We start from the raw sequence: 16759 nt of genomic DNA on the forward strand, positions 1-16759 counted from the left end.
CACGACGCAGTCGCTGCACCGATTCGTTGACCAGCAGGCCGTTGATCGCCTCGGCGACCTCGACGAACGGAACGACACCACGCAGTTCGACGACGGGCAAACCCGCCTCCGACCCCTCCTCGACCAGCGCAGGCGGGATCAGCGGCAGTTGCGACCCGGTCTCGATGGCCACTCCGGCGACACGGCGGGCCGACAGTTCACGCACGTACCGCCGCAGTCCGGTCGGGTCGGCAGACGCGAGTGCGAACCCGCCGGTCAGCAGCAACTCGCCGCCGCGAAGAAGGTGCGCGACGTCAACTGGACCACGATGGGATGCTTCGTCGCCGGAATCGCCGCAACGTGGCTGTTCATGTACGGCGCCACGAGCCTCACCCAGGGCTTCGCGGCTCGCGCACTCGGCGGGCTCGACCTGTCCTGGCTGGCCGGTGGCGGAGTTGCCGCCGCCCTCTACTCAGTCCTCGGCCCCCGAGCACACCGCCCCTACCGCATCACCGGCCAACCCCCGACACGATCGTCCGCGACCACCGACTCCCCCGACGTCCTCGCCGGCAACTGAACCCTCCCGACACCCCAGGAGCACACCGTGAACAACGACTTCACCTGGCCGCAGGGCCACACCGCAGCCGCCGCCTTCACTTTCGACGTCGACGCCGAATCCTGCGTCCTCGCCCACGATCCCACTTCGGCGGACTGTATGTCGCTGATGAGCCACCAGTCGTACGGGCCCCGCGTCGGTGTCCCCCGCATTCTGCGAATACTCGAACGTCAGGACGTTCGCGCAACGTTCTTCGTGCCGGGATTCACCGCCGAGTGCTATCCCGACACGGTCCGCGCCATCATCGACGGCGGTCACGAGGTGGGGCACCACGGGTGTCTACACGAACCGATGAAGGGCCTCGACCCTGCGACCGAGGCACGCTACCTCGACCGGGGGCTCGACACGCTCGAGGAGGTCGCGGGCATCCGCCCCGTCGGATATCGCGCACCCTGGTGGGAAATGAACTGGCACACACCCGAGTTGCTCGTCGATCGCGGGTTTCTGTACGACTCGAGCCTGCTCGACGGCGACAAGCCCTACCTGATGGCGACGAGCCCGGCGTCGGAACGAACACTGATCGAGATCCCCGTCGACTGGGCACTCGACGACTGGGAACAGTATGCGTTCTACCCCGGTGTCACCGGCAGCGGCGTCATCGAAAGCCCCGCCAAGGTCCTGGAGATGTGGACCCTCGAAGCGGAGGCCCACCATGCCGAAGGCGGGTGCTTCGCCCTCCAAGGCAGCCGCATTGGAACGACTCATCGAGAACGTCAAAGCGATGGACGGGATGTGGGTGACCACCCTCGCGGACATCGCGGCACACGCCCAGCGCGTCTGCACCGAACCCTTCGTACACACCCGATTCGAAATCCCCACCTTCCCCGACGTCCAGCTCCGGCGGACTTCCCCGGCCCCCGAAACTGTTCGTTCCGAACGGTGAGGGATCCTCAATCGTCGACCGTCACCCCGTACTCGGTGGCGAGCGTGGCGAGATCGTATTCGTACCCCTGCCCCACCGCGCGGAGACGCCACTGCCCGGCGCGTCGGTAGATCTCGGCGAAATGCATCGTCCGTTCGGTCGTGCCGGCGTCCAGAACGAACGATGCGATTGTGTGGTCCGGAGCGTCGACGGTCACCGAGATCGGACCGAGTTCACCGAAGGTGCGATCTCCGCCGATCGCCGCCGATACGGACACGCACTGGTAGTCGGAGTGCAGGGCAGCCAGTTCGATCCGCACTCCTTGCTCGCTGCTGCCGTCGCAGGACAATTCCACGGTGCCGTCCGAACTCGTCGGCGAGTTGTAGAAGAGGAAGTCCTCGTCGCAACCGACCCGGCCGTCTTCGCCGAGAAGAAGCGCAACCACATCCACGTCGAACGCATCGTCCTCGGTGTGGGCGCGCCAAGACGCGTTGACCGTCAGCGATGTCGTCTGTGGTGGCAGGTCGATCACCTCTCCGCGAGCGAGCAACGGCGCAACCCACTGAGAAGGCGGTCGGATCGGCTCGCGGAGCGCCCCCCGCGCGGGTGGTGCCGCCGGTTCGAGTGCGGAGTTCACATCGGGGGCGGTGAGCAGAGGCAACTGACGGGCCGACACTCGGTCCATGCGGGGATCGAGTTCACCACCGTCGAGAACGAGGACATCGGTGACTCCTGCGGAGAGATTGACCGACGGCTTGGCACCCAACTGCACGATGCGGGAGCGCATCAGAACGGAGTCCGTATGCGAGCCACCGACGATGAGCACTCTTCTTCCGTGCCAAGGCTTCGTGGAGGGAACAGTTGTCGCAGGTCGAGGCCACTGAACTTCGGACGGTGCCGCGGCCCCCTTCGGCTCACCCGGTGTCACGTGCAGCAACATCTCGCCGAGCTGCCGCTCGGTCAGGACAGGAATCCCGTCGGCCACCGCGCGGCGCACCTTTGCACTCGACGAGTGCGGGTCGTTGCAGACGACGACACTCGTCTGACGGCTGACCGAATTCATGACGTCCAGGCCGGCGGCGGTCAACCGTGCGGCGAGCGCAAGACGGGGAACATCCGTACTGCCGCTGATGACCAGTTTCATGCCCTGGACCAGTCCCGCCCCCGGATCCAGCCGACCCGGATTCCGCCACGGAGACTCCACGCGCGGAACCCGATCGGGGTACACCGCCCGCCGATCGGCGCAACCGACGACCGGCAGAGGAAGTCTGAGAGACTCGGCCAGCGAGGCGCTGTGCGCGAAGACCTCCGTCAGCACGAGGGCGTCGTCGTAAGCGTCGTGAGCCCGGTTCTGACGAACCTTCCAGTGCGCAGCCAGAGTGGACAACTTGTGATTGGGGACGTCGATCTCGAGGCGGCGCGACAGGGCGAGGGTGCAGAGCCTCTGCCGTGTCGGCATCGTCATCCCCGCCCGCCGTACCTCGGCGTCGAGGAAGCCGTAATCGAATGACGCATTGTGCGCGACCAGCGTCCGACCGTCGAGAAGCTCGAGCAGATCTTTCGCGACCTCTTCGAAACGGGGCGCCCCCGCCAGACGCTGTGGCGTGAGATTGTGGATATGGACCGGCCCCGGGTCGCAGCCCGGGTTGAGCAGAGTCACCAATTCACGCTCCACCGAACCGTCTTCACGCAACGCCAACGCCGCGACGCTGAGCACTCTGTGCGTGGACGAACGAAGACCGGAGGTCTCGACGTCCACGACGACCCAGCGGTGCCCCGTCGGCAATCGCGCCGGCCGGGTCATGGTCGAGGAGGCAGATGACAGCACAGAGCGACTATAGAGCCCGGTTCTCGCCGTTCTGATCGACGACACGGAAATATCCGGCACATATCGTGCCCATTCTGAATTTCTCGGTAGTTTTTTGTTCAAGTACAGGTCGAGGGTTGTGTCATTCGAGTGAATGACACAGAGGTCCATTGCGCCTCAACAGCTTTCGAAGTCCGTTACCAATTGGCTACTATCCTCGTCACACCGGATGGATTGGCCGTCGTGGCATTTCTCGACCATTCTGTGGAAGCCCCACCCCACCCCTGAACGAGGTAAACATGAAGGCTCGACGGTTAGTTCTCAGCGTCCTCGGTTGCGCCGCCATTTCGATGGCGGCCGCGCCCTCCGCACAGGCGGCGACGATCTTCGATTTCCTCCCCCCGGAGATTGCGTCCTTGATTCCGAGCGGTTCGGCCGACGCCGTGAACCCCCTCCTGCCGCCCGCGCCCGCCGCTCCGGCAGCACCGGCACCCGCGCCGCAGGTCGCGCCGGCCCCGCAGGCAGCCCCCGCACCGCAGGTGGCTCCGGCACCGCCGGCACCCGCGCCGCGGGCGGGGTACAAGAACTGCACCGAGGCCCGCAATGCGGGCGTGACGCCGATCTACCGCGGCCAGGACGGCTACGCGCCGCACCTCGACCGCGACAACGACGGCATCGCCTGCGAGTAGTCCGTCCCCGGCGCGCCGCCCTCCCACACACGCACCCCTTCTGCGCCCACGCACCCCTTTTCGAGCCCTGGAACGGGTGCGTCCACCGAGAAGGGGTGCGTCGATGTCTCGCAACGCCTCACCTGCGTGCAGGTGTCGCCATTCCCCGTGCGGCGCAGTGCGCTCGGCACTAAGTTCGGCGATGACGGTTGAGGTTCTACGCGAGGGGGCGGTCCGGCATGAGCAGGACACATTTCAGGGCTCTGACACTGGGCGCGGTCGCGCTGGCCGGGGGTGCCGCACTCACTGCGGGCACCGGAACGGCCGCGGCGGACGTCCTCACCGAGATCAACGGCTGCAGGATTGTGGCGAATCCTAATCCCGACGATCGCACGACCTGCCCCGGCGCCGATCTGAGTTCCGCGAACCTGGCGGGCCTGAACCTGAGCTTCGCCGACCTGTCGGGCGCGAACATGAAACGGGCGAACCTCACCGGCACCAACTTCGCCGCCGCGAATCTGTCGTACGCCGACCTGAGCGATGCGAACCTCACCGGAACGAACTTCACGGATTCGCAGCGCAACGCGGTGATCCTGTACAGCACGGACATCGACATCTTCGGCACGATCGTCGGGGACATGAACATCACGACCGAACCCGAATGGTCCACCGACGCCCACGAGCGCGCACTCGCCTCGGTCGTCCCGGTGACACCGACACCTGCGGCTCCGGCTCCGGCTCCGTAAACCACTCCTGACCCATTCACCCGGGCCGCGCACTGCGCGGTCCGGGTTTTCGTATGCCCACACCCCTTGACATTGGATACCCGCACTATCCACTATTAGATAGTATCGGTATCCAACATTGGGAGGCATCCGATGACGACGATCGACCCTACCCGTTCGACGCACCACTACGACGGCGAATTGGTGGTCTTCCTGATCGGGATGACCATCAACCGACCCTGGCGACCGGACCTGTGGCTGCCCACGTTCCTCGCGATGCCGAGGATGCTGCGTGAGCTGTCCGAAGACCCGGATTCGGGTCTGATGGGCTACCGCCTGACGTTCGAGGGCCGCGGCCCGACAGTGATCCAGTACTGGAACTCCGTCGACAAGCTGTACGCCTACGCCAGTGACAGCCAAGCGAAGCATCGTCCGGCCTGGGCCGCATTCAACCGGCGGGCCCGCAAGGCACCCGGTGCGGTCGGCGTCTGGCACGAGACCTATCCGGTGGACCGCGCCGAGTCGATCTACGTCGGCACGCCGGCGATGGGCCTGGCTCGCGCCACCGCACGTGTGCCCGTCGCACAGAAGTTCAGCCGCGCCCGAGACCGGCTGTCCCGCAGTAACAACGCCCACGAACAGTGATCGATTCAGGAGAAACCATGGAACCCTTGATCGCCCTCGTTGCCGTCACTCTGGCACTCCTCGTCGCAGGTTCGGCGGGTGTGCGCCGGCTCCGGCCGTGGCCTGTTGCCCTGCGGGGCGGACTCGCGGCCATGTTCACGCTGACCGGCATGGCCCACTTCGTGGGGATGCGTGCGGAACTCGTCGCCATGGTCCCGCCGTCGCTGCCGAACCCCGAGCTACTGGTGACCGTGACCGGCCTGCTCGAACTGGCCGGCGCCGCGGGACTGCTGATACGACGCACCGCGCCGTGGGCGGCGGGCTGCCTCACCGCCCTGCTTATCCTGATGTTCCCGGCGAACGTGTGCGCCGCCGTGGAGGGACTCTCGACGGGACCGTTCGAAGCGCTGATCCCCCGCACACTCCTGCAGGTCGTCTTCGTGTCCGCGACTCTCGCCGTCGTGATCTCCTCCCTCCGGAGCCGTGCTACGGAATCGCCCTCCGAAGCCCACTCGCCCTCAGCACCCGACGTTGCACTCCCGCCCGCACTGCATCCTCGGACCCGATGATCCGCACGTGCTTTCGTGCCCGGGTGATCGCGGTGTACAGCAATTCGCGAGTCAGCAGCGACGACGCCTCGCCGGGAAGAACTACGGACACCGTGCCGTACTGACTGCCCTGACTGCGGTGAATCGTCATCGCGTACACCGTCTGCACGGCGGACAGATGCGTCGGATGCAACAGGAACGGTTCGTTGCCCCGCACGAATGCGGCGACGAGTTCGTCGTCGTCGCGGCGCACGATCACCCCGGTGTCGCCGTTGTAGATCTTCGTTTCGTGATCATTGGCAGTCACCATCAGCGGCTGGCCCGGATACCAGCGATCCGGGTTCAGTCGCTGCCCGGTCGCCTCCCCTATCCACTCCATCGCCTGCCGCGCCCACCGCTGCACGCCGTACGGACCTTCGCGGTGCGCGCACAACAGCCGGTGCTCCTCCGAATGCCGCAGCGCAGCAAGGGCATCACCGGATTCCGCAGACCCGGTGACCGCGGCGGCCGTCCCCACCACGTCCGCCCGCAGTGCGTCCAGATCTTCGGGACCGTGGAACGACACCTCGGGGAAGCCGCTCGACAGGATCTCCATGACCTCGTCCGGTTCGCCCTTCCGCACCGCGACGGCCAGCTGCGCGATGCCGCCGCCGAACCGCCGCCCGCGGCTGAGCCGCACCACTCCGCCCCGCAATCTGTCCCGTTCTCCCGCACTCAAGGCGGCTTCGAGCGGGTCGTCGGCTGCCTCCAGGTCATCGCCGACGATCCTGGCGAGCACCGGATTCTCGGTTCCCGTCACCGGCCGGGCCACGAGATCGGCCAGGACCGCGCCCGCGTCGACGGACGTCAGCTGATCGGGGTCGCCGACGAGCACCAGGCGGGTGTCCGGGCGGACGGCCTCGAGGAGACGGCACATCATCGTCAGCGACACCATCGACGTCTCGTCGACCACGATCGCGTCGTAGGGCAGGTGATTGTTCGCGTTGTAGCGGAACCGGCTACCACGTCCGCGCTGCCAGCCCAGCAGCCGATGCAGCGTCATCGCGGTCAGGTCGGGCGGCAACCCGAGTGCGTCGGACTGCTCGCGCACCGATTCCTGCAACCGCGCCGCGGCCTTCCCGGTGGGTGCGGCGAGCGCGATCCGGAGGCCCGGCCCGGGCTGCCTGGTCAGCAGCGCCAGCACCCGGGCGACGGTGTGCGTCTTGCCTGTTCCGGGTCCGCCGACCACCACCGACGTCCACTGTGTGGCGGCGACCGCGGCGGCGATCCGCTGCCGATCCGGAGCCGGGGCCGGCGCCCCGTGGTCGTGCTGGTCGCGGAACAACGCGTCCAGCCCCTCCTGCAGCGACTGCTCGTCGACGAGGGGATGCCCGACAGCGCGGTGGTCGAGTACCCGCCGGATGGTCGCTTCCTGCCGGAAGTACCGGTCGAGGTAGAGCAGCCCGCCCTCGGCCGTGTCGACGAGCCGCAGCGGTCGCAGCGGACCCGCCGAACCACCCGTGACCAGCGGGCTCCGCCGCAGTGCCTCGACGACGGTGCCGTCGTCCGGCCACGGCAGTGCGTCGAGATCGACTTCGGACTCCTCGTCGACGGTCACCTCACGAATCCGCGTCAGGTCCAGGCACACCGAGCCGGACCGCACCGCCCGCACCGCCAGCGCCGTCGCCAGCACGACGTCTTCCGACGATTCGCCTCCGAGCGCCGACAACCGCAACGCGACGTGCACGTCCGCGGCGGCCAGCACACCGGCCTCGTTGAACACCCGCAGCATCCCCTTGCCGCGCTGCGCCACCTGCACCTCGGTCATCGCGTCCCCTCCCGCTCGGAGACCGACCCGGACAGCAGATCGGACAGCTCGGTGATCAGCGCGGCGGGCGGCGCCCAGTCGAAGACTCCGCAGCCGGGTGGGGTGCCGGGGCCGACCATTCCGCGAACGAACAGATACCGGACGCCACCGAGGTGCACCGCCGGATCGTAGTCCGGTTGCCGCCAGCGCAGGTAGCGATGCAACGCAACGGAATACAGCAACGCCTGCAGCGGATAGTGCGCCCGCAACATTTCGGCGGCCATCCTCTCGCGGGTGTAGTGCGCGGTGGTCAGGTCGCCCTGCGCGAGGCGATTGGTCTTGTAGTCGACCACGACGTACCGCGGTCCGGGCAACCGCAGCACGACGTCGATGCTGCCGGTGAGGTATCCGCGCAGCGGAGTCGGTTCGAGTGTCTGCACGGCATCGGCGTACGACCGCAGCGGATCGTCGACGGGAAGGTGGGTGCGCAGCAGCCTGCCGACGCCGTCGAGCATCACGGTGAGCGAGGGTGTGTCGCCACCGGCGAGCGGCAGTTCGAAGTCGAGCTCCGCCAGCAGGTCTGCGGGTGCGATGTCGGCGAGAGTCGGCTCGCCCCCCGCGCCGAGGGGAGTCCGCAGCACGGGCAGCAGCGCCGTCCCCAGCTGGGCGGGGTCGATGTCCGACAGCGTCGACGCGATCACGTCGCGGCAGCACCGCAGGACTTCTGCTTCCAGATCGGGTGCCGCGGTGTCGACGATCTCGAAGACGGCGTGCACGAGTGTGCCGAACGTCGCGCCGCCGGGCAGTTCGTTCATCGTCGACGGCACCCCCGCCGTGACGTCGGCCGGCGCCTGCAACGGAGGTTCGGCCGGTTCGTCCGTCTTCTCCTCGACCTCGGCCTCACTGCCCACCGCGGGCGCGTCGTGCGCGGACGCGGTCAACGCCGAATACGACGTGCGACGCCAGCGCGTGTCGAGCAGCCGCCGGAAGCGCGCGGCTTCCAGGTCTCCGCTGGGCTCACGCTGTGGTGTCCACCCGACCCGCGCGATCGGGTCGGAACCCACCGCCTCGACGGTCACCGTCTCCGGAGCTTCCGTACCCCACGCGGACAACCGTTCCGCGACAACCGGATCCTCGGGGACGGTGACCTTCGGCGGGACCTCCCGCTGCCCGGGCTGCCGCCCCAGGATCATCCGGTGCAGCGGTGCGCCCGCCGTCGTGAACGCCGGTGCCCACCACACCACGAGCCCGCACATCGCCCGGGTCACGGCGACGTACAGCAGCCGCAACTCCTCCCCCGCCTCTTCCGCGTCGTGCCGGTTCCTGCGATCCGCGTAACCGGGGCTGCCCGGACCGCCGACGTCGAGGATGCGTCGCCCGTCGTCGTCGTGCAGCAGCAGTTTGCTCGGTTTCGAGATCTTCGCGGCGTCCCAGGCGTACGGCAGGTACACGAGCGGGAATTCGAGGCCCTTGCTGGCGTGGACGGTCGCGATCTGCACCGCTGCGGCGTCACTGTCGAGTCGCCGGCTGCGGTCCACCCCACCCGAGGACGGATCCTTCATCCGTTCGGTGAGCCAGCGGGTGACGGCCGTCAGACCGAGCGACTGCTCGACGGCGGCACTGTTGAGCAACTGCGCCACGTGCCGGAGATCGGTCAGTGCCCGCTCACCCGCTGCCACCCGAAGCAGTCTCGCCTCCAGCGCGCCGACCGCGGACAGTCGTTCGAACAGGGCCGCGAAACCGGACTGCGCGAACACCGCGCCGAGCTCACGGAGCTGCCCGCCGACCTCGGCGACGATGTCGTCGCCGCGAGCGTCGAGTTCCTCGGCCGTGTGCCCGAGCAGCGGGGTGAGCGCGGCCAGCCGCACCCGGTCGGAACGATGCGGTTGCTCGATGGCCTGCAGAATCCAGAGCCAGTGCTGCGCAGCCGGAGTCGTGAAGACGCTGGCCCCGCCGGCGAGCACGGACGGCACACCCGCCCGGTCGAGGGCGTCGTGGACCAGTGTGATCTGCGCGTTGGTGCGCACCAGGACGGCGATGTCGCCCGGTTCGACGAGTCGGGCGCTCCCCCCGACGTCGAGTGTCGCGCCACCGTCGAGGAGGGCGACGATGTCGGCGGCGAGATCTGCCGCGATCCGCTTACGGAGCGGCCCCACCGCGGGGTATCCCGACTTGTTGATCGGCCCGGCGCCGGTCCTCGGCAGATACCGCAGCCGCAGCGGCACGGCACCCGTCAGACGCGACTTCGGTCTCGCACCGTCGACGCGGTGCACCACGATCTCGGGATGCCCGAGCGCGGCCCCGCCGTGCAGATATTCGAGCCCGTCGAGGAGTTCCTGATCGCTGCGCCAGTTGGTGGTCAACTCCTGGTGACGGTCCGCCGACCGCACCGCGTCCAGATAGCTGAGCACCTCCGCCCCACGGAACGCGTAGATGGCCTGCTTCGGATCGCCGACGAGGACCAGAGTTCCGCTGCCGTGGAACGTTCGGCGCAGAATGTCCCACTGCAGCGGGTCGGTGTCCTGAAACTCGTCGACGAGCACGACGCCGTAGCGTTCGCGGACTCGCCGGCACGCCGCCGCACCGTGCTCGGGATCGCTGAGGACGCGATGGAGCAGCATCGGGAGATCGTCGAAGTCACGCAGACCCACCGCACGTTTGCGCCGCTCGACTTCGGCGCGCACCGCCTCGGCGAACGCCACCCGATCCCCCGCCGGGGTGCCCCGCGCATCTTCCGGGGCGAGCACGGCCTGCGGGTCGAAGATGGCCGCCCGGGCGGCCGCGGTGGCTTCCGCCGGAGTGAACGGCGCCGACTCGACCCGACTGTAGGCTCGCAGGTACAGGTCGGCGATCACCTCCGTCGTGAGGTCGTCGGCGGCCTCGACCAGCACCGTGTCGGGGTCGCGTTCGCCCGCGATGCCGAGCCCGTCGAGCATGCGCTGGCAGAAGCTGTGGGTGGTGACGATGGTGGCGGCGTCGAAGTCCGACAGTGCCTGCAGCAGGCGTCGGCGGCGCAGCGTCACCTCGTCGGTGTCGGCTTCGGCGAGATGCCGGATCAGTTGATCCGCGCTCAGTCGCGCCGCCGCGGGATCGGCCAATGCGGCTGCGGCGGAACCGAACCGCTCACGGGTGCGTTCCCGCAGCTCCTGCGTGGCCGCCCGGCTGAACGTCACCAGCAACAGCTGCGACAGGTCCACGCCACCCTCGGCGACGAAGCGGGCGGCCAGACCGACGATCGCGTACGTCTTGCCGGTGCCGGCGCTCGCCTCGAGCACCGTCGTGCCCTCCGGCAGCGGACCGAGGAGGTCGAAGCCTCGCGCGCCGGTCACGGCTGCGCCAACGTCTCGGCGGCGAGCAGCGGCGCCCACAACTGCCGGGCGTAGTTCTCGATGGTCACCGTGTCGCCGAGGACGTCGAGCCCGGGCGAAGCCCCGTACACGTACGTGATGTGCCGGTCGCGTGAGTCACCGAAGTCACTGCTCCATTCCTTCCGGGCCGCCTCGATCGCGTCCTCCATGCTGCTGCCGCCGTGGCGTCGTTCGGCATAGGCCGCCGACGCGCCCGTGGCGATCGGCAACGGCGCGTGCAGCCCCAGATCGCGCAGTTCGACGAGTCGCACCAACTCCTCCGCTGCGTTCTCGGGTGCGGTGAGGGTCGACCGCCACGCCGGACGGCTGTACGCGCCGCGGCCGGTCGTGACCGCAGTCCACTCGGTCTCGTTGTCGGACGCCGCGACCGCCAGCAACTGCGCCCAGGCGGCGAGACGGTGTTTCGGCCCCAACTTCGAATACGTGGTGCTCGCGATCACCGACCCGTGCACACCGCCGACGGTGCCGGTGAGGCGCCGTCCGGAGCCGAGATCGACATCGACGTCCACGGTCTCCGCGCGCCCGACGTGCACGGACCCGCTGACGGCGACGAGCGACTCGACCGCGTGCTCGATACCCCCGAGCACCGACTCCCCCAACTTGAACGGCGGCAACGTCCCTCGGCGCCACTCCGCGGCGCGGAAGTCGGCCAGTTCGACTCCCGCCAGCCTCGCGACGAGCATCCTCTGGCCGAGATCCCACCGGGCCAGCGGATCGGGCGCCACGTCCAATGCGTCGGCGAGGTCCTCGTCCACATCGGGGACCCGTAACCCGAGCCGTTGCCGCAGAAACGCCTGCGTCGGGTGGACCAGAAACGCGATGAGGTCGGCGAGATCGACGTCCCCCAGCGGCGGCGGCACCAACGGCGCAGACAGGAACGCGGGCTCCGGTTCGGGCGGGTGCTGCGCGGCGCGGGCACCGGCCAGCGCCGCCCGGTCGAAACTGAACGGGTGCCCGGGCCGGAAGTTGCGTGCATCGAACGGCTGCAACGGATGCCGGGTCACGATGCCGGGCAGGGCATCGCTCCCGACGGTGGCCGCCACCGCGTCCAGCAGCTCGGACAGCGGGATCGCCGGCGGCCGCGACATGCCGGTGACGGGGTCGGCGCCCGTGTAGAACAGCAGGAGTTTCTCCCTCGCCGACATCACGGCGTCGAGCAGCAACTGCCGGTCCTCGCTGCGCGGGTCACGTTCACCGAGAAGGGGATTACGGGCCAGCACGTCGTCGCCGTCCACGCTCACACCCCGCGGGAACACTTCGTCGTCGAGGCCGAGGAGAACGACCACACGGTGCGGCACCGACCGCATCGGCACCATCGTGCACACCGTCAGCTCGCCCGTGCGGAAGTTCGCGCGGGTGGGGCGGCCCGCGAGCCGGGTGGCCAGCATGGCGCGCACGTCCGACAGTCGCAGGACCGCGTCGCCACCGTGTTCCATCGCCGCCCCGAGTTCTCGTCGCGCCTGCGCGAGTTGCCACGTGTCGGCGGCGCTGACGTCGACGAGGAGGTCGAGCGCGCGGGTGAGCGCGCTCGACCATTCCGCGACCGATTGCGGCCCGCCGAGCCCGCGCAGCGCGACGTCGAGCCGGTCGACGAATTCGGCCAGCCGCCCGGTGAGGTCGATGTCGTTGCTGTCGACGTCGTCGAGCGGCAGGGCCAGGGCGAGCCATTCGCCTTCGGACTCGTCGGCCGCGGCGCCGAGCAGGATACGGTCGAGCGCGGTGGTGAACGTGTTCTGGGGGAATTCGCCGAGACCGAATGCGGCGCGCTGCCGCGGCCCGATTCCCCAGCGGGCGCCCGTCGCGGTCGCCCACTCCCGGATCCGTTCGAGGTCGTCGTCGCCGAACCGGAACCGCCTGCGCACCGGCGCGGCCGCCGACAGGTCCAGGACCTGACTCGCCGTCACCCTCGCGTCGGCGAGTTCGAGGAGCGTCGACACCACGGCGAGAACCGGATTGGTCTGGTGCAGGGCACGATCCGCAAGGCGGACCCGGAGGCGATGGCCGGGATGCCCGAGCACGTCCTGCCCGAATGCGGCCCGGATCAGCGGGGCGTACGACTCGACGTCGGGGCACATGACGAGCACGTCGCGCGGTTCGAGAGTCGGATCGTCCTCGAAGAGATGCAGGAGGCATTCACGCAGGACCTCCACCTGGCGGGCCGGGCCGTGGCACGCGTGGACCTGGACGGACGCGTCGGCCGTGCACTCGGCGAGCGCGGGCGCCCGGTCGTCCCGGACGTCCGCCTGCAGGCACCCCAGCAGGGAGTCGCGGGGCGCAGGTCCCTCGTGGTGGAGGTCGTCGACGTCGAGGCGGGTCAGCCTCGACTTGAGTTCGCGGACGTCCCGCGCCAGGCTCGACAGCAGCGGATGGGCGACGGACAGCGCGGTGTCGTCGTCGGCGCGTGCGAGAACGCTGGCTGCCGTGGACAGCGACGACCACATCGCGGGACTCGGATGCGGAAGCCACAGGTGCACATCACGATTGACGGCGAGGGCGGCGAGGACCTCGATCTGATCGGTCGCGAGGCGTGTCGGACCGAACAGCGACAGTCGGGCGGGGAGTTCGACGAGGTCCGGTTCCTCGCGCAGCCGGGCGCAGGCGGAGTCGAGCCGCTCGGCGGGAGCGGGGCTGCCGACACGCTCACGCAGCCGCCGCCACAGTTCGGCCTGCCAGAGAAGGTCGTCGTCGAGTGGACCACCCGCACCGTCGGTGTCGCGGCCTCCGGCCCAGTCGACCAGCATCGCCGGCCGCTGTGCGGCGTAACTGCGGAACAGATCGGTCAGGTGTGAGGCGGTGGCGTAGCGCCGGCCCGGCCGGTGATCGTCCGGGTCGCGATCCGGGAGGCCGTGGCCGAGGTGTTTCGCGAGGACGGCACACCAGGGCTCACCGAGGCAGTCGTCGACGACGCCGAGCAATGACCACAGCACGCGGGACGGATTCCACGGGTCGTCGTCGGCGGTTACCCCCGTGGCGGCGGCGAGGCATTCGTCGACGAGCCGGGTCGGGGACGGGAAGTCGATGTTCGCGGCCACCCCGTCGCCGACGTCGGGCCGGGCACCGAGCGCGGTCGAGAGGCGCTGCGTGAGCCAGCGCTCCACCCCCTTCGCCGGGACCGCGACGACCTCCCGGGCGAACGGATCGGGCAGCGGGGTCGCGAGCACGTCGCCGAGAGCCGACGCGAGAGTGGTGGAACGCTCGGCGCGATGCAGTACGAGCACGTGGCCTCCCTTCGCTCCCCAACTCCGGTCGGCTCAGACTTACCACAACCCACCGACTCGGGAGGCCCACTCTGCAGGTGAGTGGCAAAGTGTGCCGGGGCACGCTTCGCCACTCACGTCAGCGGCCGGGGCGCGCCTGGGTGAGGTGCGGAACCCAGCCGTGGGTGGGCCACTTCTTCAGACCGACCTTGGCGGGGACGATTCGCTTGTTCACGAATTGGCTCTCCAGTTCGGTGTCGGGCTCGCCCGTGAACCGCCACAGCGCCGCGTCGCCCGGTCGGGCGACCGAGGACCAGGACTTGGCACGGTATGCGGCACGAACGATGTTGTCCGCGAACACGATCACCGGGATGTCGTCGGTGTTGCGGACGGCAGCGCCTGCCGCCCACGCGCCGCGGGACAGTTCGTATACCTCCTCCGGCGTCACGCCGCGCCGGGACGTGGCGGGCACCTCGAGGACGACGCAGGGAGTCGGCAGGTTCGGGACGGGTTCTGCTGCGTACTGCAACACGAGGTCGTCGACGGGCACCGCACGATGCTCGCCCGCGCCACCGGCGAGATTGCTGAGCACCGCACCCTCGTTCAGCCCCAGCGCGCCTACGATTCCGCCCCGCACCGCGCCGGCGACGTCACCGGTGTCGGCGATCCGATGCGCCACGATGTAGTGCTCGACCTCGTGGCCGGAGTCGTAGATCTCGCGGATGCGGGCGATGGTCGCGGCCTTCACCTCGGCGCTGTCGGTCTCCGGATCCTCGAGCGTCTGCCGGTGCTCGTTCTCGGCCAACGCCTCCCACACGTAGCCGTACACCCGGGTGCCCCGCCCGGCGCCGACGTAGAACACCGACCTGTTGCGGGGATCGAGGAGCGCGTAGACGTAGGTGCCGAGTTCCTCGCCCACCCGCTTCGGGAACGGCTGCGGCGCGTGACGGGTCTGATACACCTCTTTCAGGATTAGGCGCAGCGCCGCCAGTTTCAACGCGACGGGGACGCCGCCGTCGATGCCGTCGAAGAGTGCGGTGGCCGCGCCCTGCACCGAGGAGAAGGTGTGCCCGATGTGGCGTTCCAGCGACTTCGTGACGTCCGCGAACTGCGCGAACCGCACCCGGGGGTCGGGTGCCGCGTTGTCCAGGTCGTTGGACGCGAGGAAAGTCTGGACCTCGGAATTGTCGAGCCAGCGAGAAGTGATGTCGATCGGGATCGTCCAGACGGTAGCCATGCCCCTACCGTAAGGGAAAACCTGGGTGAAGAACTCGCACGAGGAAGGCTCGAGGAGATTCGAACCCTTTCGACGTCCTACCGAGTGCGGGAGGATGGAGTTGTACCCATTGCGACGCAGGTTGGGAGAACATTCATGACAGCGCCCAGCTACTCCACCCGCACGGCCGTCGACATCGCGGTCGGCATCCTCATCGCTTACCGCGGATGTTCCGAGAACGACGCGTTCACCGAACTCGCGGAGACGTCCCGCAGGCACAAGGTCGCCCTCGCCCGCACCGCCCGCGCGCTGATCGCGTTCATCCAGACCCATCACCACGACCTTCCCGCGTCCGACGTCACCGCTGCTGCTCTGCAGTGGAGCCACGCCACTCCGTACCGTGGCGCGTTCGGCACGGCGGCCTGAATTCGGTCGAAGTCTGAGAATTCTCTGGCTTCGACGGCGCGACGCTGCCCAAACCTTCAGACTCGATGTGAGACCGAACGACCAGCGCACCGAGATACGAAGAGGTAACTGAGTTGACGATCCGCAAAATCACGGTTGCCGCGGTAGCGATCGCCGCAGCCCTCACGATGTCCGCTTGTGGTTCCGACGAGTCTTCCGGGCCGAGCGCGACCACCACGTCCACGACCACTGCAGCCGCCGAGACCAGCGCCGAACTCGAACTGCCGACCGCGGCCGACCTCAACGCCCTGCTGGCGAAGGGCCTCGACCCGGCCACTCCCCTCGAGGAGAAGATCGCCATGGTGGAGGGTTCGGAGCAGGACCCGAACCTGTTCAATCAGGTCGCCGCCGCCGCCCAGCAGGCAGGTGCGCAGGTCCAGGTACTGGACCCGGTGATCGATAACGGTGACGGCAGCGCCAGCGCGCAGCTGCAGCTGACGATCAACGGCCAGGTGCAGCAGAACACCCTGCCCGCCATCTTCGTGCCCGGCGAGAACGGGACGTGGAGATTGTCGAAGGCGACGGCATGTTCCATCGTGGCGATCGCGCAGCTGACGTCACCGGCCTGTCCGCCCGCCTGATCCGGACCTCCGCGTCACGCGCCTTCCAGGGCCTCCCCGATCTCCTGGACGGCGCGGTTGTGCTGATCGGTGATCAGGATGTGCCCTGCCGCGATGGTCAGGGCGACCGGCCATTCGATGATCTCGACTGCGGCGAGCAAGCCGATCGCCGCGAAGAATGCCAGTTGCTCGGGACGCGGCAGCGGCACCCTGCCGAGGATCGGTAGCTGCACCGCGAAGCTGTGGGCCTCCCGCACCCGCTGTACGGCGTCGCTCTGCGATTCCGCCTCCGACGTTCGTTGGGCCATAGTTCGTCTCCCTTGTCCGTGCCGTTTCCC

General features: G+C 68.7%; 12 protein-coding genes and 2 pseudogenes. 7 read left to right on the forward strand and 7 right to left on the reverse strand.

Annotated features, from left to right (window positions below; translation table 11 throughout):
* Nucleotides 1–97 precede the first annotated feature (97 nt).
* Nucleotides 98–265: pseudogene (locus HGB39_RS38580) on the reverse strand (PucR family transcriptional regulator ligand-binding domain-containing protein); the annotation flags it as partial.
* Nucleotides 266–583: 318 nt separating this feature from the next.
* On the opposite strand from HGB39_RS38580, the pseudogene HGB39_RS10525 reads away from it, so the two are divergent.
* Nucleotides 584–1478, forward strand: a pseudogene (locus tag HGB39_RS10525) (polysaccharide deacetylase family protein).
* Nucleotides 1479–1485: 7 nt separating this feature from the next.
* Here the strand turns inward: HGB39_RS10525 and HGB39_RS10530 are convergent.
* Nucleotides 1486–3261, reverse strand: coding sequence for a TerD family protein (locus HGB39_RS10530; RefSeq protein WP_054247217.1), 1776 nt, complete (start codon nucleotides 3259–3261; stop codon nucleotides 1486–1488).
* Nucleotides 3262–3563: 302 nt separating this feature from the next.
* Here HGB39_RS10530 and HGB39_RS10535 point away from each other — a divergent pair, with 302 nt between their 5' ends.
* The 4 genes from HGB39_RS10535 (at nucleotide 3564) to HGB39_RS10550 (ending at nucleotide 5850) form a co-directional block, all read left to right on the forward strand.
* Nucleotides 3564–3953, forward strand: coding sequence for an excalibur calcium-binding domain-containing protein (locus HGB39_RS10535; protein ID WP_005253957.1), 390 nt, complete (start codon nucleotides 3564–3566; stop codon nucleotides 3951–3953).
* A 218-nt stretch (nucleotides 3954–4171) separates the two neighbouring features.
* A complete protein-coding gene (locus tag HGB39_RS10540) occupies nucleotides 4172–4678 on the forward strand; it encodes a pentapeptide repeat-containing protein (protein ID WP_005573425.1) in 507 nt (168 codons plus the stop codon).
* A 132-nt stretch (nucleotides 4679–4810) separates the two neighbouring features.
* On the forward strand, nucleotides 4811–5302 hold the full coding sequence (locus HGB39_RS10545) for a DUF4188 domain-containing protein (protein ID WP_005573424.1): 492 nt from the start codon (nucleotides 4811–4813) through the stop codon (nucleotides 5300–5302).
* A gap of 17 nt (nucleotides 5303–5319) precedes the next feature.
* A complete protein-coding gene (locus tag HGB39_RS10550) occupies nucleotides 5320–5850 on the forward strand; it encodes a DoxX family protein (RefSeq protein WP_005573423.1) in 531 nt (176 codons plus the stop codon).
* Here HGB39_RS10550 and recD read toward each other — a convergent pair.
* The 4 genes from recD to HGB39_RS10570 form a co-directional block, all read right to left on the reverse strand.
* Nucleotides 5768–7636: an exodeoxyribonuclease V subunit alpha gene (recD, locus tag HGB39_RS10555; protein ID WP_054248544.1), complete on the reverse strand. Its 1869-nt coding sequence runs from the start codon at nucleotides 7634–7636 to the stop codon at nucleotides 5768–5770. The two genes, HGB39_RS10550 and recD, sit on opposite strands and share 83 nt — an antisense overlap.
* Entirely contained in the window at nucleotides 7633–10983 is a 3351-nt protein-coding gene (locus HGB39_RS10560; protein WP_005563497.1) for a UvrD-helicase domain-containing protein, read from the reverse strand. The genes recD and HGB39_RS10560 overlap by 4 nt, the downstream gene beginning before the upstream one ends.
* Nucleotides 10941–14201 (reverse strand): exodeoxyribonuclease V subunit gamma, encoded by a 3261-nt coding sequence (recC, locus tag HGB39_RS10565; protein ID WP_005563495.1) that lies wholly within the window; start codon nucleotides 14199–14201, stop codon nucleotides 10941–10943. Before recC ends, HGB39_RS10560 begins: the two co-directional genes overlap by 43 nt.
* A gap of 118 nt (nucleotides 14202–14319) precedes the next feature.
* Nucleotides 14320–15417, reverse strand: coding sequence for a GIY-YIG nuclease family protein (locus tag HGB39_RS10570; RefSeq protein WP_005563494.1), 1098 nt, complete (start codon nucleotides 15415–15417; stop codon nucleotides 14320–14322).
* Between the two features lie 135 nt (nucleotides 15418–15552).
* Between HGB39_RS10570 and HGB39_RS10575 the strand changes: the two genes are divergently transcribed.
* Both HGB39_RS10575 and HGB39_RS10580 read left to right on the forward strand, forming a co-directional pair.
* A complete protein-coding gene (locus HGB39_RS10575) occupies nucleotides 15553–15822 on the forward strand; it encodes an ANTAR domain-containing protein (RefSeq protein WP_005563493.1) in 270 nt (89 codons plus the stop codon).
* Between the two features lie 113 nt (nucleotides 15823–15935).
* Nucleotides 15936–16442 (forward strand): WKL family lipoprotein, encoded by a 507-nt coding sequence (locus HGB39_RS10580; RefSeq protein WP_005253948.1) that lies wholly within the window; start codon nucleotides 15936–15938, stop codon nucleotides 16440–16442.
* A gap of 14 nt (nucleotides 16443–16456) precedes the next feature.
* Here HGB39_RS10580 and HGB39_RS10585 read toward each other — a convergent pair whose 3' ends face one another.
* Nucleotides 16457–16729, reverse strand: a complete 273-nt coding sequence (locus HGB39_RS10585) for a hypothetical protein (RefSeq protein WP_005253947.1) — start codon at nucleotides 16727–16729, stop codon at nucleotides 16457–16459.
* Nucleotides 16730–16759 lie beyond the last annotated feature (30 nt).

Source organism: Rhodococcus opacus (assembly GCF_012396235.1).
Classification (GTDB): Bacteria; Actinomycetota; Actinomycetes; order Mycobacteriales; family Mycobacteriaceae; genus Rhodococcus_F; species Rhodococcus_F opacus.